This window comes from Oceanomicrobium pacificus, assembly GCF_009833495.1.
Classification (GTDB): Bacteria; Pseudomonadota; Alphaproteobacteria; order Rhodobacterales; family Rhodobacteraceae; genus Oceanomicrobium; species Oceanomicrobium pacificus.
The window spans coordinates 39,904-65,573 of record NZ_WUWG01000007.1; the positions used below are offsets into that span (position 1 = coordinate 39,904).

A 25,670-nucleotide genomic window follows, 5' to 3' on the forward strand; every position below is an offset into this window, starting at 1 on the left:
ACCGATGCCACATATGCATTATGGGAGGAACCAATGCACTTTTCTTCGCTCTCGCGCCTGATGGCAGGCGCGGCTGTCGCTCTGACGCTCGGCACCGCGGCATCCGCCACGGAATGTATCGCACCTGCGAACCCGGGCGGTGGCTGGGACTTCACCTGCCGTCAGATCGGCAAGATCCTGTATGATATCGGCGCCGTCGACCAGCCGGTGCAGGTCACCAACATGGCCGGCGCCGGCGGCGGTCTGGCCTTCGCCTATGTGGTCAACGAGCGCAATGACGATCCCGACCTGATCGTCGCCGCCTCCTCGGCCACCACCACCCGTCTGGCACAGAATGCCTATGGTGGTGCCACTGCCGATCAGGTGCGGTTCGTCGGCGCGATCGGCGCCGATCCCGGCGTGATCGTGGTTGCTGCCGACAGCGAGTTCCAGACGCTTGAAGACCTTGTCGAGGCGATCAAGGCCGATCCGGGCTCGGTGGCTTTCGCAGGTGGTTCCGCGGCCGGCGGTTTCGACCATATGAAACCGCTGCAGGTCCTCAAGGCAGGCGGCTTCGACGATATCCGCGCGATCAAATATATCGGCGTGGATGGCGGCGCGGATGCGATCACCCAGACCGTCGGCGGCTTCACGCAGGCCATGACCGGCGACATGTCGGAAGTGGTGGGCTTTGTGAAATCGGGCGAGGTGCGCGTGCTCGCGGTCCTGACCGAAGAGCGGGTGCCCGGCTTTGAAGATATCCCGACCGCCGTGGAACAGGGCTATGACGTTGTCGCTGTGAACTGGCGCGGGCTCTATGTGCCGAAGGACATCACCGACGAGCAGTTCTCCGCCTGGGGCGAGAAGCTGCAAATGGTTGCGGACAGCGCCGAGTGGCAGGAAGCCATGGCCGCCAACGGCCTCGCGCCCTTCACCAAGGTCGGGGATGATTTCCAGTCCTGGATCGACGGTGTCATCGCCCAGACGGTAGACCTGTCCAAGGAAATCGGGGTCATCCAGTAATGGCCAGTGACCGGATCCTTGGTCTGGTCGTGATCATTGTGGCGCTCGCATATGTTGCGAGCGCCTTCCAGATCCAGGCCAGCTTCCTGTCCGACCCAGTCGGGTCGCGCACCTTCCCCATCCTGCTCGGCTGCGTGGTGATCCTGTGCGGCGTGTCGATGATCCTGCGGCCCGATCCCGAACCGGACTGGCCGGCGGCCTCGCGCTTCATCCAGCTCGGCATCGCAACGCTGGTGATGATCGGCTATGCCTACAGCCTCAAACCGCTCGGCTTTCTGCTGCCGACGGCGGCCGCGGCCGGTATTCTGAGCTACCAGATCGGCCAGCGCGCCGGGCCTGCGATCCTGACCGGCATCGGCCTGTCGGGCGGGCTTTTCATCCTCTTCAAATATGTGCTCGGGCTTGGGCTGTTCGCCGTGCCCAAGGGCCTGTTCGGCTAAAGGGTTCCCGACATGGACACGCTTGCCAATCTTGCGCTCGGCTTCGGCGTCGCGCTGAGCCCCTTCACCCTGATGCTGGCCGTGCTGGGCTGCGTGCTCGGCACGATCATCGGCGCGTTGCCGGGCCTCGGCCCGTCGAACGGCGTCGCGATCCTCATTCCGCTCGCCTTCACGCTCGGCCTCGATGCCACCTCGGCGCTCGTCCTGATGACCTCGGTCTATTACGGGGCCATGTATGGCGGCCGGATCAGCTCCATCCTGCTCAACATTCCCGGCGACGAGCCGGCGCTGATGACCACGCTTGACGGTTATCCGATGGCCAAACAGGGCCGCGCGGGCGATGCGCTCGTCCTGTCGGGCGTTGCGAGCTTCGCCGGCGGCCTGCTGGCGACCATCGGGCTCATCATCATGGCGCCCCTGCTGGCGCGGGTCGCCTATCTCTTCGGTCCCGCGGAATATTTCGCACTCTATCTGCTGGCGTTCTGCACGCTCGGCGGCATGGCTTCCAACAATCAGGCGAAATCGGCGCTCGCCGCCTGTATCGGCCTTGGCATCGCGATGATCGGCCTCGACAACACGACCGGCATGCCGCGCTTCACCTATGGCAACCTGCACCTGATGGACGGGGTCGATTTCCTTGTCGCCATCGTCGGGCTTTTCGCCGTCGCCGAGGTCTTCTTCTTCATCGAGAGCCACGGCAAGGACAGTGCGATCGGGGTGAAACTCGACAAGATCACCATCCCGATCCGCGACATCGGACGCTCGACGGTGACGATGCTGCGGGCATCCCTGATCGGCTTCGTCGCGGGCGTCCTGCCTGGTGCCGGCGCCTCGCTCGGCTCCTTTCTTGCCTATATGGGAGAGAAAACGGTCGCACGGGACAAGGACACGTTCGGCACCGGCAATCCGAAGGGGATCGCGGCACCCGAAGCGGGCAACAATGCCGCTGCCGGCGGTGCGCTCGTGCCGATGCTGACGCTGGGTGTGCCGGGATCAGGCACCACGGCAGTTCTACTGGCGCTCCTGATGACGCTTAACATCACGCCCGGGCCGCTTCTCTTCACCGAACGTCCCGAAGTCGTCTGGGGCCTGATCGCGTCGCTCCTGATCGCCAATGTGGTGCTGCTCATCCTCAACGTGCCGCTGGTGAAGATCTTCGTCAAAGTGCTGATGGTCCCGCCTTGGGTCCTGCTGCCCGGTGTCACGATGATTTCCTTCGTCGGGATCTACTCGCTCTCGGGCAGCTATTTCGACCTGCTCCTGATGGTGGGTTTCGGGGTGCTCGGCTATTTCCTGCGCAAGATGGACGTGCCGACGGTGCCGATCATCCTCGGCATCCTTCTGGGCAACGCGATGGAGGACAGCCTGCGCCGCGCCATGGTGATTTCCAGCGGAGACTGGACGTTCCTCTTCTCCTCGCCGATTGCCATCGGGCTCTGGATCGCGGCATTCGCCGGGTTCATCGCCCCGATCTTCCTGCGGCCCTTCCTGAAGAAGCCGCAGCGGATCACGGACTGACCCGGTGGCGGAGACCCGCATCCTTGTCCCCTCCGGCGTGCTCGGGCTCGGCTTCAGTGCCGAGGCTCTGGCCGCCGGAGTGGCGCGGGCCCCGCATGCCATCTGCATTGACGGCGGGTCGACCGACAGCGGACCCTTCTACCTCGGCTCGGGCACGTCGAAATATTCCCGCGCCGCCTGCAAGGCGGAATGGCGGCAGATCATGGCGGCACGCGCGGAACTGGGCGTGCCGCTCATCATCGGGTCGAGCGGCACCTGCGGGGTCGACGCAATGGTCGACTGGATGGTCGCGATCACCGAGGAACTGGCTGCCGAGCGCGGCGAGACGCTGCGCATTGCCCGTCTCTATTGCGAACAGCCACCCGCCCGCGTGGCCGCTGCCTTCGGGGACGGGCGGGTGCACGACCTGACCCCAGCCCCGTCGCTCGACCCTGACCGCATCGCATCGCTCGACCATGTGGTCGCGCTTGCCGGGGTTGAGCAGATCGGCGCCGCGCTCGACAGCGGCGCGGATATCATCATCGCCGGCCGCACCACCGACACGGCAACCATCGCCGCCATGCCGATGCGGCGCGGCACGGCGCCCGGCATCGCCTGGCACGGGGCCAAGATCGCGGAATGCGGGGCGCTCTGTTCCACCCACCCGACGAGCGGCGTCATCCTTGTGACGTTCGAGGCGGACAGGTTCACCGTCGAGGCGATGGAGGAGGGCGCCTCCTGCACGCCGCGCTCTGTCTCGGCGCATATGCTCTACGAGAATGCGGATCCGGTCCGGCTGACCGAACCGGGCGGGCATCTCGACGTGTCGGCCGCGACTTATGTCGATGCGGGTGACGGCCGGGTGCGCGTCAGCGGCGCGGTCTGGCACCCCGATCCCATCTACAAGGTGAAGCTCGAGGGCGCGCGGCGCGTCGGCCATCAGATCTCGCTCCTCGCGCTCCTGCGCGACCCGCATTACGTCGCCAATGCCGCAGCCTGGGTCGACGGGCTTGAGCGGTTCCTGCACGGCAAGATCACGGCGCAAATGGACCTGACGCGGGACGCCTACCATCTCGAGTTCCGACTGATCGGCAGGAACGCCGTGCTCGGCGCGCTGGAGGCGCAAACGGGGACGGCGCCGGAACTCGGCGTGCTCTGCCTCGTGACGGCACCCGATGCGGCCACGGCGGACGAAATGGCGAAGCTCGTGAACCCGTTCCTTCTGCACCACCCGCTGACGCCGGATGAGGAACTGCCCACTTTCGCATTCCCCTATTCGCCGGCGCAGAGCGACCGCGGACCGGTCTACGAATTCGCCCTGAACCATGTCATGACGCTGGACGACCCGATGGAGGCCTTCCGGCTGGAGGTGGACCCGTGACCCGTATCGGCGCGCTCGTCTCCAAGGTCCGGTCGAAAAATGCCGGCCCCTTCTGGGTGACGATCGACATTTTCTGCGCATCGCCGGACCAGTTCGAGGCACTGTCCGCCGCGCTCGACACGCGTGCGGTGGCCACGCGGTTCGGCACCGATCCGTCCGCGATAAAGCGGTTCGACCTGAGCGACCTGTCCGTCATCAAGATCAGCCTGCCGCGGCCTGTCGTTCAGGGCAGCCTTGGCGACCGCGACATGCATGGCGCCCAATGGGCGCATCTGCTGGCGGAAATGGAGGTCGATCTCTGACAGGCCAGGCCTGTCAGAGCGCCTTGCATTCCGGCACCGGCGTGACCGCGCGGCCAGTCTTGGCGAAAGCCTCGAGATTGTCGAGCACCAGATCCCCCATCGCCTGACGGGTCTCGACCGTTGCACTGCCAACATGGGGCGTCAGCACCACATTCGACAGACCGCACAATTCCGGCGGCACGACCGGTTCGGCTTCGAACACGTCGAGCCCGGCCGACCCGAGACGTCCATCGGTCAGCGCGGCAATCATCGCCTCTTCGTCCACCACCGATCCTCGGGCGACATTGACGAGCATGCCCTCCGGTCCGAGCGCATCCATCACCGTCCGATCGACCAAGTGCCGCGTGTCCGGCCCGCCCGGTGTGATGACGACCAGAATATCGACGGCGGCGGCAAGATCCTTGGGCGTTGCGTGATAGGTCCAGCCCAAGTGCTCCTTCGGCGTTCGCGCGCAATATTCGATGCTGGCGCCGAAACCCGCTTCGAGTTTTTTTGCAATCGTCTCTCCGATCCGGCCCATGCCGAGGATGCCGACCGTCGCGCCCTCGATCGTGCGGGTCAGCGGGGCCGCGCCCTCGCGCGCCCAGGCGCCGGACCGCACATAGGCATCGAGCGTCACGAGACGGCGGCTTACCGCCAGCATCAGCATGATCGCGGTGTTCGCGACCTCCTTGTTCAGCACATCGGGCGTATGGGTGACGATGATGCCACGCGCCGCCGCGCGGGCCGCGTCGATCGCGTCATAGCCGACACCATAGCAGGCGATGATCTTCAGGTTCGGCAGCGCATCCATCACCGCATCGGGCACCCCGTCATGCCCGTTTGTCGCCACGGCCACGATCCGGTCCGCCACGCCTTCCAGATCGGCCGGCAGGCTGTCCTGCGGGGCGATCCGGTGCACGGTATAGAGCGCATTCATCCGGTCCAACATCCGGTCCGTCGCATTGCCGATGAGCAGTAGATGCTGGTCCATGAAATCTCTCCCTTTCCTGTTCGCCCCGACAGTAGCGAAAATGCCGCCCGCGGCCAGACGTTTTCCGCTAGTCTCGCCGCAGTTCAACGGAGGAGAGCCAGATGTCCGCCCTTTTCGACCTGACGGGCCGCCGTGCCCTTGTCACCGGATCCTCGCTTGGCATCGGCCGCGCCCTTGCCCGCGGGTTGGCCGAACATGGTGCAACGCTGGTGCTGAACGGGCGCCGTGCGGATGTGCTCGAAGAGGCCCGCGCCGCGATGGAAGCACGCGGCGCGACCGTCACGGCCCACGCCTTCGACGTGACCGACCCTGCCGCGGTGACCGAGGCCGTGGACCGGATCGAACGCGATGAGGGGCCGATCGATATCTTGATCAACAATGCCGGCATGCAGCACCGCGCGCCGCTCGAGGAGTTTCCGCATGAAGCTTGGGACCAGCTGCTTGCCACCAATGTGACGAGTGCGTTCCTTGTCGGGCAGGCCGTGGCCCGCCACATGATCCCGCGCGGCACAGGCCGGATCATCAACATTGCCTCGGTCCAGAGCGAACTGGCGCGCAAGGGCATCGCGCCCTACACCGCAACCAAGGGCGCAATCCGGAACCTGACTCGCGGCATGGCGACCGACTGGGCGCCGAAAGGGCTCAACGTCAACGCCATCGCGCCGGGCTATTTCCGCACGCCGCTCAATGCGGCGCTCACCGCAGACCCCGCATTCACAGCCTGGCTCGAAGCGCGGACGCCCGCAGGCCGCTGGGGCGAGGTCGAGGAACTTGTCGGCGCCGCAGTGTTCCTTGCCGGTCCGGCATCCACATTCGTCAACGGCCAGACCATTCATGTCGACGGAGGCATCACCGCCTGCCTGTGACCGGTCAGGCCACGGGCTCGGGCGTTCCCGGATCGGCAATCAGATTGTGCGCCAGATGATCATGGATCGCCGCGGCGGTCGCCGCCTGGTCGCGTGCCAGCGCAGCATCGAGAATCGCTTTGTGCTGGGCAATATTCTGCTCCAGAAACCCGGCATTCCCGTCGCGCTGCACGACGAACTGCCGGAACCGGTCGTAGAAGCGGCGGTGGGTGTCGCGCAGCATTTGCGACCCGCAAGCCGACATGAGCGTGTCGTGGAACCCGTATTCCGCCGCGTTCCAGATATCACCCAGTTCAGGATCGGTCCGGACGGCGCTGCGGTCCCGCAACCGCTGTTCGAGATGCGCCAGCTTGTGATGGGCCGCGGCAAGCCGCGCTTCCCATTCCAGATCGCCGCGGTCGAGCGACAGGCGCGCGCCCTCTTTTTCCAGCAGGAGCCGCATCACCGTCAGATCATGCAGGATGGCCACGTCCATTTTCGGGACGCGAAACCCCTTCTGGTCCTCGAAGTCGAGAAATCCCTCACTGGCGAGCCGGAAGAAGACCTCGCGCATCGTGCTGGCCGCAACGCCATATTCGGTCCGCATATGGGCGGACCGCATCCGTTGCGCGGGCGGAAATTCGGAGGCCACGAGCCGTCTCCGCAGGTCACGATAGATGGCGGCCGAGCCCGGCTCGGCCTTGCGCATGGTCACCGAATGTCCCTCCCGGTCTTTTTCAGGCGAAATTACGGAAAATTTCGTTATTTCTCAAGAGTTACTGAAATTCCACGAAATTCGATAAATTTCTTGCCCCGAAAAAAGGCCAACGCTAACCTTCCCATGCGTCACCAGGTCGCGCTGGTCCGACGCAGGAGAACAGCGGCACGAGCCGCGACCAACGGGAGGAAATGCGATGAAGTTCATGAAGACTGCGCTGGCAACAGCGGCGGTCGCCGGTCTGGCGACAGCATCGGCCATCAGCGGGGCCATGGCCCAGGAAACCCAGCTGCGGATCCAGACGCATTACGCGCCGGAAACCGTGTCGGGCAAACTGGCCGCCCAATTTGTCGATGACGTGCAGACCATGTCCAACGGCGAGATCCAGATCGAGATGTTCTACTCGTCCTCGGTCGTCAAATCGGTGGAAACCTTTGACGCGGCCGCGACGGGCATCCTCGACTGCGACATGACCGGTGGCGCCTATCAGACCGGCAAGAACCCGGCCTTCCAGTTCGTCGGCGACATCATGGGCGGCTATGACACGCCCTACCAGCAGCTGTCCTGGCTCTATCAGGGCGGCGGCTTCGATGCGGCGGACGAGCTCTATGGCAAATATGACATGAAGCTTGTCGGCTGGTGGATCTACGGGCAGGAATCGCTCGCCTCCACCAAACCGCTGGCTGGTCCCGAGGATCTGAAGGACTGGAAATTCCGCTCCCCGCCGGGGCTGGAGACCGAGATCTTCGCAGAGCTTGGCGCCAAGCCGGTCGTGATGGATTTCACCGAGATCTTCACCGCGCTTGAAACCGGGATCATCGACGGCGCGGATGCGTCGGGCATCGCCAACAATGTCGGCCTCGGCCTCTATGATATCGGCAAGCACACCAACTATCCGGGCTTCCACTCGATGCCGTCCGATCACCTGGCCTGCAACAAGGCCAAGTGGGACGCGATGCCCGAGCATCACAAGCGCATCATGGACACCGCCATGCAGAAGCTGGCGCTGCAAACGGCGTTGACCTTCGAGGTCAAGAACGCCGAAGCGGTTGCGATGCTGCCCGATCAGGGCGTGACCATCTACAACTGGTCCGAGGAAGATCGTGCAGCCTTCCGTGCAGCGGCGCAGAAAGCCTGGGACGGCTGGGCAGCGAAAACGCCCGAAGCCGACGCGCTGGTCAAAAGCCACCGCGCCTACCTCACGCAGTTGGGTCTGATCTCGCAGTAAGCGGGCTGGTCCATGCGAAAAACCGGGGCGGCCGCGCGGCTGCCCCGGCACCACATGCACAAGGCAATCCAGCATGATCGAACATGAACGCACCGGGCCGGTCGACCAGGTCACCTGGCGGTTGAGCCGCATCGCGATGATCCTGCCGGCGGTGATCGTCGGCGTGATGTTCTTCGAGGTCGTCGCCCGCTATGTCTTCGCCAAGCCCACGCTCTGGGCCAACGAACTGTCGCTCTGGCTTGCGGGCATGGTCTATCTGCTGGCCGGCCTCTACGCGATGCAGCAGCGCAGCCATATCCGGATCTTCATCCTCTACGATGTTGCGCCACGCTGGTTGCAGCACCTGTTCGACGTGATCTCGACCCTGCTGCTGATCCTTTTCTGCCTTGCGACCATCTGGGGCGGGTTCGGAGAGGCATGGGCCAAGCTGATGCGCTGGGAAACCTTCGGCACCGCGTGGGATCCGCCGATCCCCGCGACGATGAAACCGCTCATCTTGGTCACGCTAGTGCTGATGATGATCCAGGCGGTCTCGAACCTCATCTGCGACTGGAATCGCGAACCTGAAAAACATGACGCGCTGGAAGAAATCGACATCGATGTCGAAGAGTTGCGCGCGGAACAAGAGAAACTCGAGTCCGACCAGGACCGGGGTTAAGGGCAGTCGCACATGGATATCTCGACAATCTCGCTCGTCCTGCTTCTGGGCATGCTCGGGCTTCTGGCCATCGGCATGCCGCTCGGCTTTGCCTCGGGCTTCCTCGCGGTCGCCGTGATGGTGATGAAATTCGGACCGGACCTGCTCTTCTCGAATTTCGGCACCGGCCCGCTCAACATCCTCGCGCAGCGCATGTACGGGCTGACGACGGACTACGTGCTCATCTCCGTGCCGCTCTTCATCCTGATGGCGACCCTGCTGGAACGATCTGGCATCGCGCGGGACATGTATTCCTCGCTCTCGGTCTGGCTGAACCGGACCCGCGGCGGCATCGCGATCGTCACCTCGCTGATGGCGGTCGTCATGGCCGCCATGTCGGGCATCATCGGCGGCGAGGTCGTCCTCCTTGGCCTGATCGCCCTGCCCCAGATGCTCCGGCTCGGCTATGACCAGAATCTCGCCATCGGCACGATCTGTGCCTCCGGCTCGCTCGGCACCATGATCCCGCCCTCCATCGTGCTTATCATGTACGGGCTGATCACCGAGACCTCAATCCACGCGCTCTTCAAGGGCGCCTTCGTGCCGGGCTTCATCCTGGCCAGCTGCTATATCGCCTACATCATGATCCGTACCCGGATCACGCCGAGTCTTGCCCCCCTGCCCGAGCCGAGCCCGGACGACATGACCGGCCCGCAGAAGCGCCTCTACGGCTCCGCGCTCATCGCGATGATGGTGGGCGGTGCCTCGGCGCTGCTTCTGGTGCGGGCGCTCTTCCTCAACGTCATCAACCGGATCGACGAGGATACGGTCTATGTCAGTCAGGAATTCATGCTGAAAAGCGGCATCGTCACACTGGTGATGCTGGCCTGGCTCCTGTTCGTCGTCCGCCCGGCCCGGGTCAAGGCGGCGTGGGATGTGGGCAAGGGCTTGCTCGCGCCGCTTGTCGTCGTCTTCGTCGTGCTCGGCTCGATCTATGGCGGGGTGACCGGCATCACAGAAGCCGCAGGCATGGGCACGATCGCGGTGCTTGTCCTGATCATCCTGCGCGGGGAGTTTTCCTTCACGCTGGTGAAGGAAGCCTTGATGCGGACCTTCAAGTCCACCGGCACGATCATCTGGGTGACCTTCGGCGCGACCGCGCTTGCGGGCGCCTACACGATCGCCGGCGGGCCGACCTATGTGGCCAACATGATCGTCGGGTCCGAGCTTCCGACGCTCGGCATCCTGCTGTTGATGATGGTGATCTTCCTGTTCCTCGGCGCCTTCATGGACTGGGTCGGGATCGTGCTTCTGGTCATGCCGGTCTTCCTGCCGATCGTCCTGCGCCTGCCGGTAGAGGATATCGGCGTCTTCTCGCCGCTCGTCGATGCGCGGACCTTCGTGCCGGTCTGGTTCGGGATCCTCTTCTGCGTCAACATGCAGGTGTCCTTCCTGTCACCGCCCTTCGGTCCGGCGGCCTTCTACCTGAAGTCGGTCGCACCGCCGCATATCAGCCTGCCGGACATTTTCCGGGGTTTCCTTCCGTTCATCGCTCTGCAAATCTTCGTCCTGATGCTGGTCCTGTTCTTCCCCGAACTGACCATGTTCTTCCGGTAGGAGTGCCCGATGGACTTAGCCGTAAGGCTGGATGCCGACGATGATGTGGCGACGGCCACGCAACGGATCGAGACAGGCCAGACGCTTCTGGGCGTGACCGCTGCGGACGCGGTGCCGCGGGGGCACAAGATTGCCCTGCGCGATATCGCGGCCGGCGAACCGGTGCGCAAATATGCGCAGATCATCGGCTATGCCCATGAACCGATCTTGGCCGGATCGCATGTGCATACCCACAATCTCGATTTCCGCCCGACCGCGCAGGATTATGAGTTTGCGACCGACCTGCGCCCGGTCGAGATGGTCGCGGATGCAGCCCGCGACACGTTTCAGGGCTACCGGCGCGCCAACGGGTCGGTCGGCACGCGCAACTATATCGCCATCGTGACCTCGGTGAACTGCTCGGCCACCGCCGCCCGGCGCATCGCGTCGCATTTCACGCCGGACAAACTGCGCGACTATCCCAATGTCGACGGTGTGGTGGCCTTCGTGCATGGCACCGGCTGCGGCATGGCCGCCGACGGGGACGGGTTCGAGGCGCTCCAGCGCGTCATGTGGGGCTATGCGCGGCACCCGAACCACGCCGGAGTCGTCATGGTCGGGCTGGGGTGCGAAATCAACCAGATCGACTGGCTGCTGGAGGCGTATGGCCTCGAACAGGGGCCGCTCTTCCAGACCATGAACATCCAGTCGGTCGCCGGATTGCAACGCACGGTGGAAGCCGGGATCGCCAAGGTCGAGGCGATGCTGCCCGAAGCCAACAAAGCCAGCCGCACCCCCTGCCCCGCGAGCGAGTTGAGCGTGGCCCTGCAATGCGGCGGATCGGACGCCTGGTCCGGCATCACCGCCAACCCCGCACTTGGCCATGCCTGCGACCTGCTGGTCGCGCAGGGCGGCACCGGCATTCTGGCCGAGACGCCCGAGATCTACGGCGCGGAACATCTGCTGACACGCCGCGCAGCCACCGAACAGATCGGCCACCAGCTGATCGACCGGATCCGCTGGTGGGAGGATTATACCGCACGGAATCGCGGCTCGATGGACAATAACCCCTCGCCCGGCAACAAGGCCGGCGGGCTGACCACGATCCTCGAAAAATCGCTCGGCGCCGCGGCCAAGGGCGGCACCAGCCCGCTGAACGGGGTCTACCGCTATGCCGAGCAGGTGCGCGCGCGCGGCTTCGTCTTCATGGATTCGCCGGGCTATGACCCGGCCTCGGTTACCGGGCAGATTGCCTCCGGCGCAAACCTCGTCGTCTTCACCACCGGGCGCGGTTCCGCCTTCGGCTCGAAACCCGCGCCTTGCATCAAGGTCGCGACCAATTCCGAGATGTATGCCCGCATGGTCGATGACATGGACATCAACACGGGCGAAATTCTCGACGGGTCCGTCTCGCTGGAGGAAAAGGGCCGTGAGATCTATCGCATGTTCCTCGACACGGCCTCCGGCCGGGCCACGAAATCCGAGGCGCAGGGGCTGGGTGACTATGAATTCGTGCCTTGGCAGATCGGAGCGGTGATGTGAGCGATGCGGCGCCACTGATCGCCGGCCTGATCGGCGCCCATATCGGCCAGTCGCGCCTGTCCGCCGCGCTCGGCCGGCTGGCGGACGCCACGGGCCACGGGTTCGAGTTCACCGCAATCGACAGCGCCGAAGACCCGGATTTCGACTTTGCCGCAACTGTTGCCGACTGCCGCGAGAAGGGCTGGACCGGCGTGACGGTCACCCATCCGCACAAGACCGAAGCCGCTGCGCTGGCCGGCGACGGCATGCTGCCGCGCGTTGCGCATCTGGGTGCGTGCAACACGCTCGTTTTCGATCCCGATCACGAACGGGTGGTCGGCCACAATACCGACTATACCGGCTTCAAGTCGCTCTGGCGGGCCGAGATGCCTGTCACCCAGCCCGGACGCGTGGCCATGGCCGGCGCGGGCGGTGTCGCACGGGCCATCGCGCCGGCACTCCTACGGCTGGAAGCCGACGAAATCGCCGTCTGGGACCCTGAACCGGGGCGTGCGGCCGCACTGGCCGCCGACTTCGGATCGAAAATCCGCGCAATCGATCCGGTCGACGCGCGTGGCGCGATTCTGGAGGCAGACGGGCTCGTCAACGCCACCGCACTCGGCATGGGCTACAACCCCGGAACGGCTTTCGACCCGAAGCTCGTCGGGGGCCAGACCTGGGCCTTCGATGCCGTCTACACCCCGCCGGATACGCCTTTCCTGACCCGCGCCGCGGATCAGGGCCTGACCTGCCTGAGCGGGTTCGACCTGTTCCGCCATATGGCTGTCGACAGTTTCGAGGCCTATCTCGGCACTGGCGCGGCCCCGGCGGACGCGCTCGATCTTCTGGCCGATTTGCGACCAACAACCAACTGAAAAGAGAGGAAATTCCATGTCCCGTCCTGCGCTTGGTTTCATTGGCCTCGGCCAGATGGGGGTCGCCATGTGCCACCGGCTGCTCGATCTCGGCTATCCGCTGACGGTGGTGGCCAACCGCAGCCGTGCCAACATTGACGCCGTCGTCGAACGCGGGGCGTCGGAGGTTGCGACCGCGCGCGAGGTTGCCGCGGCAAGCGACATCACCATGCTCTGCATGGACACGTCCGCCTCGGTTGAAAGCCGGATGCGCGGTCCTGATGGGGTGATCGCGGGTCTGCGCGAGGGTGCAGTCGTCATCGATTTCGGCACCTCCCTGCCCGGCTCGACGCAGGCGCTGGGGGACGAGGTTGCCGCGGCCGGCGGCACCTATCTGGACGCGCCGCTGGGGCGCACACCGACACACGGGCGCAAGGGCGAGTTGAACATCATGGGCTCCGGCGATCCCGACACATTCGCCAAGGTCCGCCCCGTGCTCGACGATCTGGGGGAGAATGTTTTTCACCTCGGCCCGCTCGGGACCGGCCACACGATCAAGCTGATCAACAATTTCTTCGCAATGACGACGGCCAGCGCCATGTCCGAAGCTTTCGCCTCCGCCGACAAGGCGGGCATCCCGCGCGCCACGCTCTACAAGGTCATGTCCGCCGGGCCGCTCCATTCCGGAATGATGGATTTCATCAAAGCCAACGCCGTCGACGGTGATCCGAACCAGCTGATCTTCTCGATCCGCAATGCGCTGAAGGATGTGGGCTACTATGCCCAGATGACGGAGGATGCGGGCGCCACGAGCCTGATCTCGCCCGCGACGCGCGCCACGTTGCAACGCGCGGTCGATGACGGGTTCGGCGACAATCTGGTGCCCGAACTGGTCGGCTTCTTCGCGGCGCTGAATTCCGGCCGGACCGGCTGACCCGTGACCGCCCCCCTGCCCGCGCGCGAAGACCGGCCGGTGCGCGGGATCGGGATGATGCTCTGCGCCTATCTGCTGTTCTCCTGCATCGACACGAGCGTGAAATGGCTGGCGCTTCTGGGTCTGCCGGTCTTCCAGCTCGTTTTTATGCGCTATGCGGGCCATGTCGTGATTTCCATCGCGCGGCTGCGCGCCAACCGGCTGACCTGGCCGGGGCGCCGTGACCTCTGGCTCGTCATCCTGCGCGGGGCGCTTCTGGCGCTCTCGACGCTCCTCAACTTCGCGGCCCTGCAGACTCTGCCCCTGACGCTCACGGCCACCATCATGTTCTCCAGCCCGCTCATTATCTGCCTGCTGTCAGGTCCGGTTCTGGGCGAACGGGTCGGCCCCTGGCGCTGGGGGGCCTGCCTGACGGGGTTCGCGGGCATTCTCGTCGCGATCCGTCCCTTTGGCGGCGGGCTCGACTGGGCGGTTCTCTATTCACTCAGCGCCGCCGCAACACTGGCCGGATACACGCTGCTCACCCGCTATCTGTCTGGCCGGGCCTCCACCGATCTGCAGCAGCTTTTCAGCGGTCTTGTCGGCGCGGTGGCCCTCCTGCCCTTCGCGCTGGTCACCTGGCAATCGCCCGAGACCGCCCGCGACTGGGTGCTTCTTTGTGCGCTCGGCTTTTTCGGCTGGGCCGGCCATGAGTTGCTGACACGGGCCCACGGCTATGCGCCACCAAGCCTCTTGTCACCGTTTTCCTACTCGTTCCTGCTCTACCTCACGGCCTGGTCCTGGCTCCTGTTCGACACGCTGCCCGACCGCAATGCCGTGATCGGGGCGGCGATCATCGTCGGATCCGGACTGGTGCTCTGGCTGCGCGAGGGCCGGACGCGGGCCAATGCCTAATCCGCCGCAAGGATCCGCACGTCACGAATCGACGGGTCGTGCCGCGACAGGTGGCGCAGGATCCGGTCGGCGAAATGGGTCTGGACATAGGTGGCGTGGAAGCGGCTCGGCGCGATCAACTGGCAGATCGGCCCCCCCTGCCCCGCATCGATGAGCGGTTGCAACCACGCGCCGAAGAGCACGGGGTCTTCGGCATGGAGCGCGGCGGCAGCCGCCGACCAGGCCGATCCGTCAGCCGTCGGGACCGACGCCGGCGCCCGCGCAAAGGGCACGACGTTCGGGTTGGCAACTGCGTCTTCGGTTTTCGGCTGGTCCATCCGTGCGACGAAATCCGCACCGACACGGGGCCATTCACCACGCGTGTCCGCCATGATCCGGTCGAACCCGATCTCGTAGGTGGCAACCCGGCCACGCACCCCTGCGCGTTTTACGGTGAGCCAGCCCTGCGCCCTCAGATGGGCCAGTTCACGTTTGACCGTGCGGGGGTCAACCGACCAGAGGCGGGCAATCTCCTGCTGCCCGATCGACAGTTCGGCCTTCTGCCAGTTGTAACGGCTGGTGACGAGCAGCATCAGGCGCATGACGCGCCGCTGTGTAATCTTGTCGGATGCCAGTCCATGAACCATCATGGCGGTCATCAGATCATATTTGACCGACGCCGCATGACGCCCGATCGGTTGTCTGGCCAGCATTGGCCATCCTCCTGCCCTCACCCCGCCGACCAACCGGCGGACGCTCTGCCTCTGACGGATCTCTTGCCGGATCCATTTGCTAAGAATTCAGCAGCCTCGCGCCGAAGTCAACGCAAATGCCGAACCTGAGGGAATTAGCGTCCACCTTCGCGATTCTGTCAAGCCTGACCGCGTTCGCAGCTGCCCTTCCCTTTCAAAATGAATCTAAAAGATAGGTGACTCTGGTGTAGGGGGACATGTTGAATGTCACCCTATTTAGCGGGAATGTCCCCCAATCGGCTGTAGTCCGGATCAAACTGTCACCCTATATATGGTGGCGCGAGGCCGTCAGTATGTGTCCAAGCGTCTGGTTAGAGCCGAATCGGTCGGGACCCTTTGGGGCCCTTCTTTTCCTACAGGATCTTCCCCGCGGGGAAGGTCATAGTCACACGATAAACCCTTTTGATTTTTTCTGCAAATAGACGTAAAACGTAAATCCATAACGAAAAGCGTCCTTGAGAGCAGGAGAGACGATGTACACCCATGAAGACCTCAGCGCCTTGCAGGCCCAGTCCCTCAGGATGCAGAGCTGGATCAGACGGCAGACATTCAGTCCGGAGATGGAGAAGACGCTGCGGCGATTCTCGAGCTGGGAAGTGTCCGAACTGATCTTCGGCGTCAACCAGTCGACCTTCCGCGGCCGGTTGGCGGCGGACCCGTCCCTGCCGTCGGGAGAGGTCGAACCCGACGGGCGCCAGCGCTGGTTCAGCCTGGAGGAGATCAACGAACTGCGCCGCCGGATGAAGGTCAACCGCCGTACGCTGATGCCGAAGCGGCCAGCCGGCAAGCGGGCCTTCCGGGCCGCGATTGCCAACTTCAAGGGCGGCGCTGGCAAATCGACTGTGGCGCTGCATTTTGCCCATGCTGCGGCGCTCGACGGGTATCGTGTTCTGGTCGTTGACTTCGACCCGCAGGCGACGCTCAGCCATTCGATGGGCCTGACGGACGTGGCGGAGGACCATACGGTCTGGGGGATCATGGCGCGCGATCTTGTGCGGGAAACCGCGCGCATGAATGACGCGCCGCAAGGGGCTGAAAGCGGGACTGCCCTGCCCCAGCGCAAGCTTCCGGCCTCGATCACCGACTTGGGTCTTGGCGAGTTGCGTGTGGCGGATTTTATCAAGCCGACCGCCTGGCCGACGATCGACATCGTGCCTTCCTGCGCCAATGCGGCCTTTGTCGAGTTTGCCTCGGCCCAGTATCGGCATCTGAATCCCGAATGGTCTTTCTTCGCGGCGGTCAGCCGGTATCTCGATGCCCTGCCCGACGATGCCTACGACCTGATCATTTTTGATTGCCCGCCGGCCATCGGTTACCAGTCAATGAACGCGGTCTTCGCGGCGGACCTGCTCTATATCCCGTCCGGTCCGGGCTACTGGGAATATGACAGCACCACCAGTTTCATCGGGCAGTTGGCCGAGGCGCTGGAGGATCTGAGCGACGGGTTTGACGGCACCTTCCCCGCGGGGAAGATTTCCCTGCCGAAAGCCTTTTGCGACATCCGTTTCCTGATGACGCGCTACGAGCCCGGCAATGACCTGCACAAGGCCATGTATGACGCGTTCTCCAAAGTGTTCGATGGCCATGTGGCGGAACATCCGGTCGAGATGACGCGGGCGGTCGAGCAGTCCGGTCGCTTCCTCAGTTCCGTCTACGAGATCGATTATCGCGACATGACGCGGGAAACATGGCGGCGCGCGCGGGACACGTTCGACCGGGCTTATCAGGAATTTCGAGACACGATTCTCGCCTCGTGGGACAAGCTGGAGGATGAGGCATGAGCCGGAAACCGGGAAAGAAACGGCGTATCTTCGACATCGACCTGCCGGTCGAGGATGAGGCGCAAGCCACGCCGGTGGCGGATGCGCCGGCCGGCAGCTCTGCGCGGCGTGGGCCGATGGCGACCGCGATTGCCGAGAATGCGGATTCGTTGCGGGAGCGCCGGGCTGCGGAAAACCGGATCCGTGCGGAGAATGACGCGCTCGCGCATGAACATGTGCGGTTGAAAAAACTGGGCCTCATCACCGATATGGTGCCGCTCGATCTGATCGATGCGGAGAAACTGAGCCGTGACCGTGATCCGTCTGCCGATCCCGAGCTTGATGAGTTGAAGCGTTCGATTGCCGATATCGGCCTGTCGAACCCCATCCGTGTCGAGCCGTCCGAGGGCGGACGTTTTGAGTTGATCCAGGGCTACCGGCGCCTGTCGGCCTATCGGATGCTTCTGGAGGAAACGGGTGACAGCGATGCCTACGGATCGATCCCGGCGGGGATCGTCGCACAGGGCGAGGCGCTGGAGGGGCTCTACCGGCGGATGGTCGACGAGAACCTTGTGCGCAAGGATATCTCCTTTGCCGAAATGGCCGATCTGGCGCGGCGCTACGCGCTCGACCCGGGCACCGAGTGCGACGATCCGGACAAGGCCGTGGCGTTGTTGTTCAAGTCGGCGGGCTATCAGAAGCGCAGCTATATCCGCGCGTTCGTGCCGTTGATGGAATTGCTCGGTCCGCACCTGCGCCATGCGCGGGAGATCCCGCGGGCGCTCGGTCTGGATCTGCGCAAGGCGATGGACGCAGACAGCGGCTTGGCCGCCCGGATCGAGGCCGACCTTGCCGCGCTGCCGGATCGTGATGCGCCGGCCGAACTTGCCATATTGCGGAATGCGGCGGGGCAGGGTGCTGCCAGCCGGGAGGCGAAGACCGGTCCAGCCAAGACGCAGGCGCCGCGGCAGGCCAAGACCACGTTTCAGGTCCTGCATGGCGGGCAGGCGGCAAAATGCACGGCCTCTGCGGGGCGGCTGGAACTGCGGCTCGGGCGGGATTTTTCGGCCATGGACCGCCGGAAGCTGGAAGCCGCGATCCGCAATCTGCTGTCCGACTTGGACGAATGACCAATCTTCCCCGCGGGGAAGGGGCCGCGCGGGGGAACGGCCAAATTCGGCGGCTCCGGACAAGCGAACTTTTATTGATGAATAAGTTCGTTGAACTGGTGGGGTATTATCGGTCGTTGGAGCTGCTTTGGGCGCCCTCCGGGCCCGATCCGGCCAGTCGCGCGATCGCCCGGGCCTGCAAGCTGTCCGCCGCCATCTCCATCAATTCGATCCGGTGCCCGTCCGGATCGGCCAGCCAGGCCTGCCGGTTGCCGTCCAGCCCCAACTGCGGCGGAATGGTCAGGACAACACCCTGTTCTTCGAGCCACCGGCACGTCGCGTCGAGATCCTCCACCGTCCAGCAAATGTGGTGCACGGCATTGGCATCAGGACCCGGCCCGGTGTCGCCCTCGGCGCCGGGGAAGATCTCCAGATATTGCGTGTCGGTGATCCGCAGGTAGACGAGCCAGACCGACCCGTCATCCTTGTGGAGCCGAAGCATTTCGGGAAAGCCGAGCCGGTCACGGTAGAAGGCCAGCGTCCGGTCGAGGTCGGCCACCTTCAGTGCGACATGGCCAATGCCGGTGATTGGGGTCTGCGTCATGGGCAAGTGCTCCTCGGTGATGATAGGGCAGGGGTCTAGCCGCTGGCGGCCGGCATGCCGGTCAGCGAAGCGAGAAGTTCCGCCACATTCTGGGCATTCATCTTGCGCAACAGCTTGGCGCGATAGGTCTCCACCGTGCGGGGCGAGATGTCGAGCAGCCGCGCGATTTCCTTGCTCGTCCGGCCTTCGCCCAGATGCATGACGATCTGGCGCTCGCGGCGGGTCAACGGCGTCACTGGACGGCTCTCCGACAGGTCGGCGAAACTCCAGACCGCGTGGGCCAGCGGATCCTGCGGGGTCAGCGAGGTGCCGCGCACCCGGCACCAGAAAAGCGTCCCGTCCTTGCGCATCATGATCCGCTCGTCGGAATAGTTGCCCATCTCGCGCAGGCGCGGCACGCCCACATCTCGGATCGCCACAAACTCCTCCCGCGAGGGGTAGAGCGGCGCGAAACTCTGGTCGATCAGCTCCTCCCGCCGCCGCCCGAACATGCGCGCGAACGCATGGTTGCATTCGCGAATGACCCGGTTCTCGGTCATCACGATGCCGATCGGCGCTTCCAGAAATGCGGTGGCGAGCCTTTGGCTGGCCTCGGTCGGATGGGTCATGCGTATTTCTACGATATTGCGTCTCTTGGCGGGCGGAACGGATAGTAGGGGCAGAAAAACGGGCGCACCACCTGCAATGTCACCGTCCGTGGCATCGAGGCGAAGGCGCGCCGCCATAGCGGAGGACTTATGAAACTTTCCCTGATCGCCCTAGCGGGCGTCGTCGCGCTGGCCGCATTGCCGGCCCAAGCGGCCGATCCGATCAAGATCGCGCTCGTCCACGGGACGTCCGGCTCGACCTTCGAGGTATTTTCCAAACAGACCCATACCGGGTTCGAGATGGGGCTCGAATATGCCACCGGCGGCACGATGGAGATCGACGGCCGGCCGATCGAGATCATCAAGAAGGACACCCAGTTCAAGCCCGACATTGCGCGCGCGGCGCTTGAGGAAGCCTTTGGCGATGACGATGTGCTCATTGCCGTTGGCGGCACCTCTTCCGGTGTCACCAAGGGGCTTCTGCCGATTGCCGAGGAATATGAGAAGATCCTGCTGGTGGAACCGGCCGTGGCCGACAGCCTGACCGGGCCGGAGAGCAACCGCTACGTCTTCAAGACCTCCCGCAACAGTTCGATGGACATGCAGGCCCAGGCACTGGCGCTCGCGCCTGACGCGAACCTCCACGTTGCCACTCTCGCAGAGGATTATGCGTTCGGGCGCGACGGGATCGAAGCGTTCAAATCCGCGCTCGACGGGTCGGGCGCCACGATCGTGGCTGAGGAATATGTGCCGCAGGGCACCACCGACTTCACCGCCGCCGCAGAGCGGATGTTTGCCGCGCTGAAGGACAAGGAGGGCCGCAAGGTCATCATGATCTATGTTGCTGGTGGCGGAAACCCGATGGGCAAGATCAAGGACATGCAACCGGAACGGTTCGGCATCGAGATCTCGACCGGCGGGCATATCCTGCCTGTGCTGCCGACCTACAAGGCGGTCCCCGGCATGGAAGGCGCGATCTACTACTATTACGAGATCCCGCAGAATCCGGTGAACGACTGGCTGGTGGCCGAGCATCAGGCCCGTTTTGACGGCCCGCCCGATTTCTTCACCGCCGGTGGCATGGCGGCTGCGCTGGCCATCGTCAAGGCGATCGAAACCGCCGAGACCGTCGACACGGAAGGGCTGATCGCGGCCATGGAAGGCATGACCTGGGACACGCCGAAAGGGCCGATGACTTTCCGCCCCGAGGACCATCAGGCACTGCAGGACATGTATCACTTCAAGATCAAGGTGGACGAGAATGTCGACTGGGCGATCCCCGAACTGGTGCGTGTGATCGAAGCCGGTGAGATGGATATTCCGCTCGGCCGCGAGAACTGAGGTCTATGATCTGACCAAAGCCGGGGCAGGGCGCATGGCCGCGCTGCCCCGGCACCCGAACGCAGACCGGCGCCCGCACACGCGGCCCCGGATCCCCACCATCCGAACAGTGCGAGACAGGGTTCCCCGTGACCGTATCCCTTTCCCTCAGCGATCTGACCATCCGCTTCGGCGGCCATGTCGCGGTTGACGCGGTCAGCGCCACTTTCCGGCCCGGAGAGTTGACCGTCATCGTCGGTCCGAACGGCGCCGGCAAGACGACCTGTTTCAACCTTGTCTCCGGCCAGCTGAAACCGACCTCCGGGCAGGTGATGCTCGACGGGCGCGACATCTCGAACTGGTCGCCCGCTGCCCGCGCGCGGGCCGGGATCGGGCGCGCCTTCCAGCTCACGTCACTTTTCCCCGATCTCTCTGTTCTGGAAAATGTGCGCCTTGCGGTGCAGGCCCGCGAAGGGCAGGGGGCGTCGCTCTGGCGTCGCGCCCGCGCCCTGACTGCGCTGCGGGACGAGGCGCTGCAGCATCTGGCCGATGTCAGGCTGACCGACATGGCGCAGCTGCCGGTCTCGGCGCTGCCGCATGGCGACCAGCGCAAGCTGGAAGTGGCGCTGCTGGCCGCGATGCGGCCCCGTGTCTTCATGTTCGACGAGCCGACAGCGGGCATGTCGGTCGATGAAGCGCCCGCGATCCTCGACCTGATCGCGCGGATCAAGGGCGATCCCGACCGGATCGTGCTGCTGGTGGAACACAAGATGGACGTGGTGCGTGCGCTCGCCGACCGGATCATCGTCTTGCACAATGGTGCACTGGTTGCAGACGGCCCGCCCGACGAGGTGATGGCGCTGCCGGTCGTGCGCGAGATCTATCTCGGCGCCGATGCTGCTGCGCCGGAGGCAATGGCATGAGCGCGACACCGATCCTGAGCCTGTCCGGCGTGAAGACCGACATCGCGCAATATCATGTGCTGCATGATGTCAGTTTCGACGTGCCCGAAGGCGGTGTGCACGTTCTTCTCGGCCGCAACGGTGCGGGCAAGACCACGACCCTGCGCACGATCATGGGCCTCTGGCAGGCGCGGGCCGGCACGATCCGGTTTCGCGGGCAGGAGATTACGGCAGCGCATACGACCGAGATCGCCCGCATGGGCATTGCCTATGTGCCCGAGAATATGGGCATCTTCGGCGGCCTGACGGTCGAGGAAAACATGCGGCTCGCGAGCCATGACGGCACGTTCGACCCCGACCGGCTTTCGCGCATCCACACGCTCTTTCCCGCCATGAAACAGTTCTGGGCGAAACCTGCCGGCGCGCTGTCGGGCGGGCAGAAACAAATGCTGGCTATTTCCCGGGCCATCATCGAGCGGCGTGACCTGATCCTGATCGACGAGCCGACCAAGGGCCTCGCCCCTGCGATCATCGCCGCAATGATCGAGGCGTTCCGAGAGATCGCGACCGAATCCACGATCCTGCTCGTGGAGCAGAATTTCAACTTCGCCCGCTCGCTCGGTCGCGGAGTGACCGTGATCGATGACGGGCGCGTGGCACATGACGGGCAGATGGACGCGCTGGCGGACGACAGCGCCTTGCAGACGCGGCTCCTGTCGCTGTCGCTCGACCAGCACCAGTAGGGCCAGCACCAGAAGGGGATGTGAACGGATGGAGAGGTTGCAACAGACGGTGGCTCGGATGGGTGGCGTCAATCTGCTGCCCGTGGCGGTGGCGCTGGCCGCGCTCATCGCGATCGGCGCGCCGGCCACCTGGGTCACGCTGACCGTGGCGGGGCTCGCGATGGGGATGATGATTTTCCTCATGGCCTCGGGCCTGTCGCTCGTTTTCGGTCTTATGGATGTGCTCAATTTCGGCCATTCGGCCTTCATTTCCTTCGGTGCCTTCATCGCGGCGTCGACGCTGGCGCTCCTGTCGGGCTGGGTGGCGGCGGATTCGCTCCTCTACAACCTGCTGGCCCTCGGGATCGCGATCTCGGCTGCGGGCCTCTTCGGGCTGGTCGCGGGCTGGTTCTTCGAAGTGGTCATCGTCAAGCCCGTCTATCAGGACCATTTGCGGCAGATCCTCATCACGATGGGCGCGCTGATCGTGGCCGAGCAGCTGATCCTCGCCATCTGGGGCGGCTCGCCCCTGTCGGTGCCGCGCCCGGCCTTCCTGCAAGGATCGTGGCTCATCGGGGACACGACGATCGAGATTTACCGCGTCTTTGCCTTCCTGCTCGGCTTCGTGGCCTTCCTCGGGTTGCGCTATACGCTGAAGAGCACGCGGATCGGGCTCCTGATCCGGGCGGGCGTGGAAAACCGCGAGATGGTGGAAAGCCTCGGTTTCCGGATCGACCGGCTCTTTGCGGGCGTCTTCATGGTCGGCTCGGCGCTTGCGGCGATCGGCGGGGCCATGTGGGCGGGCTATGAGACGCTCATCACGCCCGACCTCGGGGCGGAGATGATGGTCCTTGTCTTCATCGTGGTCATCATTGGCGGGCTCGGCTCGATCGAGGGCAGCCTGCTGGGCGCGCTCCTTGTCGGGCTGACGGGCAATTATGTCGGCTTTCTTGCGCCGAAACTGGCGCTGGCGTCCAACATGATCCTGATGATGGTCATCCTCCTGTGGCGGCCGCAGGGGCTGCGTCCGGCGGTGCGGACATGAGCATGGTAAGTGAAACAGCCACCGCGGCGGCGGGCCGAAACACCCGCAGCGCGGGTTGGTGGATCGTGGCACTGGCGATCGGCGGGATCCTCTTCGCGCTCGCCTTCGCACCCTTCCTGTTCGACAATGTGCGCAGCCAGCAGGTGGCGGCGCGGATCTGCATTTTCATCGTGCTCGTGGCCTCCTATGACCTTCTGATCGGCTATACCGGCATTGTGTCCTTCGCCCACACGATGTTCTTCGGTCTTGGCGCCTACGGCGCGGCCATTGCCTTGCGCGGCATGGGACCGGGCTGGGACGCGGTGGCCGTCGGCACGCTGGCAGGTGTTGGCGCGGCGGCCCTTCTGGCGATCCTGATCGGGCTTCTGTCCCTGCGCGTGAAGGCGATCTTCTTCGCCATGGTGACGCTGGCCGCGGCGTCGGTCATGCTGGTGCTGGCGAGCCAACTGTCCGGCCTGACCGGCGGCGAGGACGGGATCACCTATCGCGCGCCCGACCTGTTCAAGCCTGCGACCAAGCTCTGGCTCGATGCGGATGGCAAGGTGGCGACGCTGTGGGGCGTGAAGCTGAACGGCAAACTCGCCGCCTACTATTTCGTAGTCCTCAGCTGCGCGCTTCTCTTCGCGGTGATCCTGCGGGTCGTGGCCTCGCCGCTTGGCACGGTGTTGGAGGCGATCCGCGAAAACGAGATGCGGGCAGAGGCGATCGGCTATCGCGTCGTGGCCTATCGCACCGGCGTCTTCTGCCTTGCCGCTGTGCTGGCGGCGCTGGCCGGGTCGGTCTGGGCGGTCTGGCTGAAATATACCGGACCCGACACGGCCCTGTCCTTCGCCATCATGATCGACATTCTGCTGATGGTCGTGATCGGCGGCATGGGCACGGTCTGGGGGGCAGTGCTGGGCGTGACGCTGATGAGCCTCGCGCAATTCTACCTCAAGGATCTTATGGAGGTCGCAGCCCACGCGACGGGCGACTTGCCGCTTCTGCCCGAACTGCTTGACCCGGACCGCTGGCTGCTCTGGCTCGGCATCCTCTTCATCCTGCTCGTCTATTTCTTCCCCAAGGGGCTTGTAGGCACGCTGGCGGGCAAGGAACGCCGCGCATGACGGACCGCAGGTCGGACTATCTGCGCATTGATGGCGCGGAGCTGCATGTCACGCTCTGGGGCAGGGCGGAGGCGCCGGCGGTTGTGCTCTGGCACGGGCTGGCGCGCACGGGGCGTGACTTCGATGAACTGGCCGCCGCGCTCGCACCGGACCATTTCGTGATCTGCCCCGACACGCTCGGGCGCGGTCTGTCCGGCTGGGCGTCCGACCCGGACCGCGACTACGGGTTCGACTGTTATGCACGCCATGCGCTTGGCATCCTCGATCATTACGGCATCGACCGGCTTGACTGGGTCGGGACCTCGATGGGCGGCGCCTTGGGCATCCGCTTGGCGGCGGGACCGCTGGCGGACAGGATCGGGGCGCTCGTCATCAACGATATCGGTCCCGAACTTCCCGCCGACGCCATCGGGCGGATCGCGGATTATGTCGGTGCTCCGCCCGTCGTCGACCATGTGTCGGATCTGGAGGCGTGGCTGCGCCAGTCCTACGCCCCCTTTGGCACCAACAGCGCGGCTTTCTGGCGGCGGATGGCGGACACGTCCGTGCGCCGCTGCGACAACGGTCAGGTGACGGTGCATTACGATCCGGCCATTGTCCGGCAGTTGCACCTGCATCCGCAGGATTACCGGCTCTGGCCGGAGTTCGAACGGGTCACCGCGCGGATGTTGCTCCTGCGCGGTGTGTCGTCCGATCTGTTGCCCGTCGAGATGGCTGACCGAATGGAAGCCGTGCGCCCCGACATGGCTCGGGTCGAGATGGACGGGTTCGGCCACGCGCCGACCCTTGCACGGAGCGCCGACCACCGGCTGGTGCGGGAATTTCTGACGGAAACGCAACACCATAAGATTTGATGAGGCCAATTCTTGTGTTCGTGCTAGCCTTTGATTCAGATCAAAGTGAATGGCGCGGGGATGGGCCTTTCATATCCTCCTGACAGCGCCGGGACTGGCAGCGGAGGA

26 protein-coding genes are annotated in these 25,670 nt (G+C 64.6%); 21 read left to right on the forward strand and 5 right to left on the reverse strand.

Annotated features, from left to right (window positions below; all coding sequences use genetic code 11):
• The first annotated feature begins 33 nt into the window (after window positions 1-33).
• From GSH16_RS14370 to GSH16_RS14390, 5 genes are read left to right on the forward strand one after another with little or no spacing between them, the layout of a single operon-like run.
• Complete coding sequence (locus GSH16_RS14370; RefSeq protein WP_160856305.1) at window positions 34-1,002, forward strand: Bug family tripartite tricarboxylate transporter substrate binding protein; 969 nt, start codon at window positions 34-36, stop codon at window positions 1,000-1,002.
• A complete protein-coding gene (locus GSH16_RS14375) occupies window positions 1,002-1,442 on the forward strand; it encodes a tripartite tricarboxylate transporter TctB family protein (RefSeq protein WP_160856306.1) in 441 nt (146 codons plus the stop codon). Before GSH16_RS14370 ends, GSH16_RS14375 begins: the two co-directional genes overlap by 1 nt.
• A gap of 12 nt (window positions 1,443-1,454) precedes the next feature.
• On the forward strand, window positions 1,455-2,960 hold the full coding sequence (locus GSH16_RS14380; protein ID WP_160856307.1) for a tripartite tricarboxylate transporter permease: 1,506 nt from the start codon (window positions 1,455-1,457) through the stop codon (window positions 2,958-2,960).
• Between the two features lie 4 nt (window positions 2,961-2,964).
• A complete protein-coding gene (locus GSH16_RS14385; RefSeq protein WP_160856308.1) occupies window positions 2,965-4,320 on the forward strand; it encodes an acyclic terpene utilization AtuA family protein in 1,356 nt (451 codons plus the stop codon).
• Window positions 4,317-4,622, forward strand: coding sequence for a DUF4387 family protein (locus GSH16_RS14390; RefSeq protein ID WP_160856309.1), 306 nt, complete (start codon window positions 4,317-4,319; stop codon window positions 4,620-4,622). The genes GSH16_RS14385 and GSH16_RS14390 overlap by 4 nt, the downstream gene beginning before the upstream one ends.
• A 13-nt stretch (window positions 4,623-4,635) precedes the next feature.
• Here the strand turns inward: GSH16_RS14390 and GSH16_RS14395 are convergent, their stop codons facing one another.
• Entirely contained in the window at window positions 4,636-5,595 is a 960-nt protein-coding gene (locus GSH16_RS14395) for a 2-hydroxyacid dehydrogenase (RefSeq protein ID WP_205524126.1), read from the reverse strand.
• Between the two features lie 101 nt (window positions 5,596-5,696).
• On the opposite strand from GSH16_RS14395, the gene GSH16_RS14400 reads away from it, so the two are divergent.
• On the forward strand, window positions 5,697-6,461 hold the full coding sequence (locus GSH16_RS14400) for an SDR family oxidoreductase (protein WP_160856310.1): 765 nt from the start codon (window positions 5,697-5,699) through the stop codon (window positions 6,459-6,461).
• A 4-nt stretch (window positions 6,462-6,465) separates the two neighbouring features.
• On the opposite strand, the gene GSH16_RS14405 is transcribed toward GSH16_RS14400, so the two are convergent.
• A complete protein-coding gene (locus tag GSH16_RS14405) occupies window positions 6,466-7,149 on the reverse strand; it encodes a GntR family transcriptional regulator (RefSeq protein ID WP_235913254.1) in 684 nt (227 codons plus the stop codon).
• 205 nt (window positions 7,150-7,354) lie between these two features.
• Here GSH16_RS14405 and GSH16_RS14410 point away from each other — a divergent pair, with 205 nt between their 5' ends.
• From GSH16_RS14410 to GSH16_RS14440, 7 genes are all read left to right on the forward strand, one after another.
• The gene (locus GSH16_RS14410) at window positions 7,355-8,386 is read left to right on the forward strand and encodes a TRAP transporter substrate-binding protein (RefSeq protein ID WP_160856312.1); all 1,032 of its coding nucleotides are present in this window, start codon (window positions 7,355-7,357) and stop codon (window positions 8,384-8,386) included.
• A 73-nt stretch (window positions 8,387-8,459) separates the two neighbouring features.
• Window positions 8,460-9,044: a TRAP transporter small permease subunit gene (locus GSH16_RS14415; protein WP_160856313.1), complete on the forward strand. Its 585-nt coding sequence runs from the start codon at window positions 8,460-8,462 to the stop codon at window positions 9,042-9,044.
• 12 nt (window positions 9,045-9,056) lie between these two features.
• Window positions 9,057-10,640, forward strand: a complete 1,584-nt coding sequence (locus tag GSH16_RS14420) for a TRAP transporter large permease (RefSeq protein ID WP_160856314.1) — start codon at window positions 9,057-9,059, stop codon at window positions 10,638-10,640.
• A 9-nt stretch (window positions 10,641-10,649) separates the two neighbouring features.
• The gene (locus GSH16_RS14425) at window positions 10,650-12,161 is read left to right on the forward strand and encodes a UxaA family hydrolase (protein WP_160856315.1); all 1,512 of its coding nucleotides are present in this window, start codon (window positions 10,650-10,652) and stop codon (window positions 12,159-12,161) included.
• Entirely contained in the window at window positions 12,158-13,015 is an 858-nt protein-coding gene (locus GSH16_RS14430) for a shikimate dehydrogenase family protein (protein WP_160856316.1), read from the forward strand. The genes GSH16_RS14425 and GSH16_RS14430 overlap by 4 nt, the downstream gene beginning before the upstream one ends.
• A gap of 16 nt (window positions 13,016-13,031) precedes the next feature.
• The gene (locus GSH16_RS14435; RefSeq protein ID WP_160856317.1) at window positions 13,032-13,928 is read left to right on the forward strand and encodes an NAD(P)-dependent oxidoreductase; all 897 of its coding nucleotides are present in this window, start codon (window positions 13,032-13,034) and stop codon (window positions 13,926-13,928) included.
• A 3-nt stretch (window positions 13,929-13,931) separates the two neighbouring features.
• The gene (locus GSH16_RS14440; RefSeq protein WP_328803246.1) at window positions 13,932-14,822 is read left to right on the forward strand and encodes a DMT family transporter; all 891 of its coding nucleotides are present in this window, start codon (window positions 13,932-13,934) and stop codon (window positions 14,820-14,822) included.
• On the opposite strand, the gene GSH16_RS14445 is transcribed toward GSH16_RS14440, so the two are convergent.
• Window positions 14,819-15,514 carry a helix-turn-helix domain-containing protein gene (locus GSH16_RS14445; protein ID WP_160856318.1) on the reverse strand — a complete coding sequence of 232 codons (696 nt, stop codon included), beginning with the start codon at window positions 15,512-15,514 and terminating at the stop codon, window positions 14,819-14,821. The genes GSH16_RS14440 and GSH16_RS14445 overlap by 4 nt on opposite strands.
• Window positions 15,515-16,026: 512 nt before the next feature.
• Here GSH16_RS14445 and GSH16_RS14450 point away from each other — a divergent pair.
• Window positions 16,027-17,334, forward strand: a complete 1,308-nt coding sequence (locus tag GSH16_RS14450; RefSeq protein ID WP_160856319.1) for an AAA family ATPase — start codon at window positions 16,027-16,029, stop codon at window positions 17,332-17,334.
• A complete protein-coding gene (locus GSH16_RS14455; protein ID WP_160856320.1) occupies window positions 17,331-18,443 on the forward strand; it encodes a ParB/RepB/Spo0J family partition protein in 1,113 nt (370 codons plus the stop codon). The genes GSH16_RS14450 and GSH16_RS14455 overlap by 4 nt, the downstream gene beginning before the upstream one ends.
• Before the next feature lie 106 nt (window positions 18,444-18,549).
• Here the strand turns inward: GSH16_RS14455 and GSH16_RS14460 are convergent, their stop codons facing one another.
• Window positions 18,550-19,026: a VOC family protein gene (locus GSH16_RS14460; RefSeq protein WP_160856321.1), complete on the reverse strand. Its 477-nt coding sequence runs from the start codon at window positions 19,024-19,026 to the stop codon at window positions 18,550-18,552.
• Window positions 19,027-19,061: 35 nt separating this feature from the next.
• Window positions 19,062-19,634 carry a PAS and helix-turn-helix domain-containing protein gene (locus GSH16_RS14465; protein ID WP_160856322.1) on the reverse strand — a complete coding sequence of 191 codons (573 nt, stop codon included), beginning with the start codon at window positions 19,632-19,634 and terminating at the stop codon, window positions 19,062-19,064.
• Between the two features lie 129 nt (window positions 19,635-19,763).
• Here GSH16_RS14465 and GSH16_RS14470 point away from each other — a divergent pair, with 129 nt between their 5' ends.
• From GSH16_RS14470 to GSH16_RS14495, 6 genes are all read left to right on the forward strand, one after another.
• On the forward strand, window positions 19,764-20,954 hold the full coding sequence (locus GSH16_RS14470) for a substrate-binding domain-containing protein (RefSeq protein ID WP_160856323.1): 1,191 nt from the start codon (window positions 19,764-19,766) through the stop codon (window positions 20,952-20,954).
• A 128-nt stretch (window positions 20,955-21,082) separates the two neighbouring features.
• Complete coding sequence (locus GSH16_RS14475) at window positions 21,083-21,856, forward strand: ABC transporter ATP-binding protein (RefSeq protein ID WP_160856324.1); 774 nt, start codon at window positions 21,083-21,085, stop codon at window positions 21,854-21,856.
• Window positions 21,853-22,578: an ABC transporter ATP-binding protein gene (locus GSH16_RS14480; protein ID WP_160856325.1), complete on the forward strand. Its 726-nt coding sequence runs from the start codon at window positions 21,853-21,855 to the stop codon at window positions 22,576-22,578. The genes GSH16_RS14475 and GSH16_RS14480 overlap by 4 nt, the downstream gene beginning before the upstream one ends.
• Window positions 22,579-22,636: 58 nt before the next feature.
• On the forward strand, window positions 22,637-23,602 hold the full coding sequence (locus GSH16_RS14485) for a branched-chain amino acid ABC transporter permease (protein WP_235913246.1): 966 nt from the start codon (window positions 22,637-22,639) through the stop codon (window positions 23,600-23,602).
• A gap of 2 nt (window positions 23,603-23,604) precedes the next feature.
• Complete coding sequence (locus GSH16_RS14490) at window positions 23,605-24,708, forward strand: branched-chain amino acid ABC transporter permease (protein WP_160856413.1); 1,104 nt, start codon at window positions 23,605-23,607, stop codon at window positions 24,706-24,708.
• Window positions 24,705-25,562 carry an alpha/beta fold hydrolase gene (locus GSH16_RS14495; protein WP_160856327.1) on the forward strand — a complete coding sequence of 286 codons (858 nt, stop codon included), beginning with the start codon at window positions 24,705-24,707 and terminating at the stop codon, window positions 25,560-25,562. The genes GSH16_RS14490 and GSH16_RS14495 overlap by 4 nt, the downstream gene beginning before the upstream one ends.
• Window positions 25,563-25,670: the final 108 nt, after the last annotated feature.

Coding starts and splice junctions, on each gene's coding strand:
- GSH16_RS14370 (WP_160856305.1), top strand. CDS start 34: ATGCACTTTTCTTCGCTCTCGCGCCTGATGGCAGGCGCGGCTGTCGCT.
- GSH16_RS14375 (WP_160856306.1), top strand. CDS start 1,002: ATGGCCAGTGACCGGATCCTTGGTCTGGTCGTGATCATTGTGGCGCTC.
- GSH16_RS14380 (WP_160856307.1), top strand. CDS start 1,455: ATGGACACGCTTGCCAATCTTGCGCTCGGCTTCGGCGTCGCGCTGAGC.
- GSH16_RS14395 (WP_205524126.1), bottom strand. CDS start 5,595: ATGGACCAGCATCTACTGCTCATCGGCAATGCGACGGACCGGATGTTG.
- GSH16_RS14400 (WP_160856310.1), top strand. CDS start 5,697: ATGTCCGCCCTTTTCGACCTGACGGGCCGCCGTGCCCTTGTCACCGGA.
- GSH16_RS14405 (WP_235913254.1), bottom strand. CDS start 7,149: ATGCGCAAGGCCGAGCCGGGCTCGGCCGCCATCTATCGTGACCTGCGG.
- GSH16_RS14410 (WP_160856312.1), top strand. CDS start 7,355: ATGAAGTTCATGAAGACTGCGCTGGCAACAGCGGCGGTCGCCGGTCTG.
- GSH16_RS14415 (WP_160856313.1), top strand. CDS start 8,460: ATGATCGAACATGAACGCACCGGGCCGGTCGACCAGGTCACCTGGCGG.
- GSH16_RS14420 (WP_160856314.1), top strand. CDS start 9,057: ATGGATATCTCGACAATCTCGCTCGTCCTGCTTCTGGGCATGCTCGGG.
- GSH16_RS14425 (WP_160856315.1), top strand. CDS start 10,650: ATGGACTTAGCCGTAAGGCTGGATGCCGACGATGATGTGGCGACGGCC.
- GSH16_RS14435 (WP_160856317.1), top strand. CDS start 13,032: ATGTCCCGTCCTGCGCTTGGTTTCATTGGCCTCGGCCAGATGGGGGTC.
- GSH16_RS14445 (WP_160856318.1), bottom strand. CDS start 15,514: ATGCTGGCCAGACAACCGATCGGGCGTCATGCGGCGTCGGTCAAATAT.
- GSH16_RS14450 (WP_160856319.1), top strand. CDS start 16,027: ATGTACACCCATGAAGACCTCAGCGCCTTGCAGGCCCAGTCCCTCAGG.
- GSH16_RS14455 (WP_160856320.1), top strand. CDS start 17,331: ATGAGCCGGAAACCGGGAAAGAAACGGCGTATCTTCGACATCGACCTG.
- GSH16_RS14460 (WP_160856321.1), bottom strand. CDS start 19,026: ATGACGCAGACCCCAATCACCGGCATTGGCCATGTCGCACTGAAGGTG.
- GSH16_RS14465 (WP_160856322.1), bottom strand. CDS start 19,634: ATGACCCATCCGACCGAGGCCAGCCAAAGGCTCGCCACCGCATTTCTG.
- GSH16_RS14470 (WP_160856323.1), top strand. CDS start 19,764: ATGAAACTTTCCCTGATCGCCCTAGCGGGCGTCGTCGCGCTGGCCGCA.
- GSH16_RS14480 (WP_160856325.1), top strand. CDS start 21,853: ATGAGCGCGACACCGATCCTGAGCCTGTCCGGCGTGAAGACCGACATC.
- GSH16_RS14485 (WP_235913246.1), top strand. CDS start 22,637: ATGGGTGGCGTCAATCTGCTGCCCGTGGCGGTGGCGCTGGCCGCGCTC.
- GSH16_RS14490 (WP_160856413.1), top strand. CDS start 23,605: ATGGTAAGTGAAACAGCCACCGCGGCGGCGGGCCGAAACACCCGCAGC.
- GSH16_RS14495 (WP_160856327.1), top strand. CDS start 24,705: ATGACGGACCGCAGGTCGGACTATCTGCGCATTGATGGCGCGGAGCTG.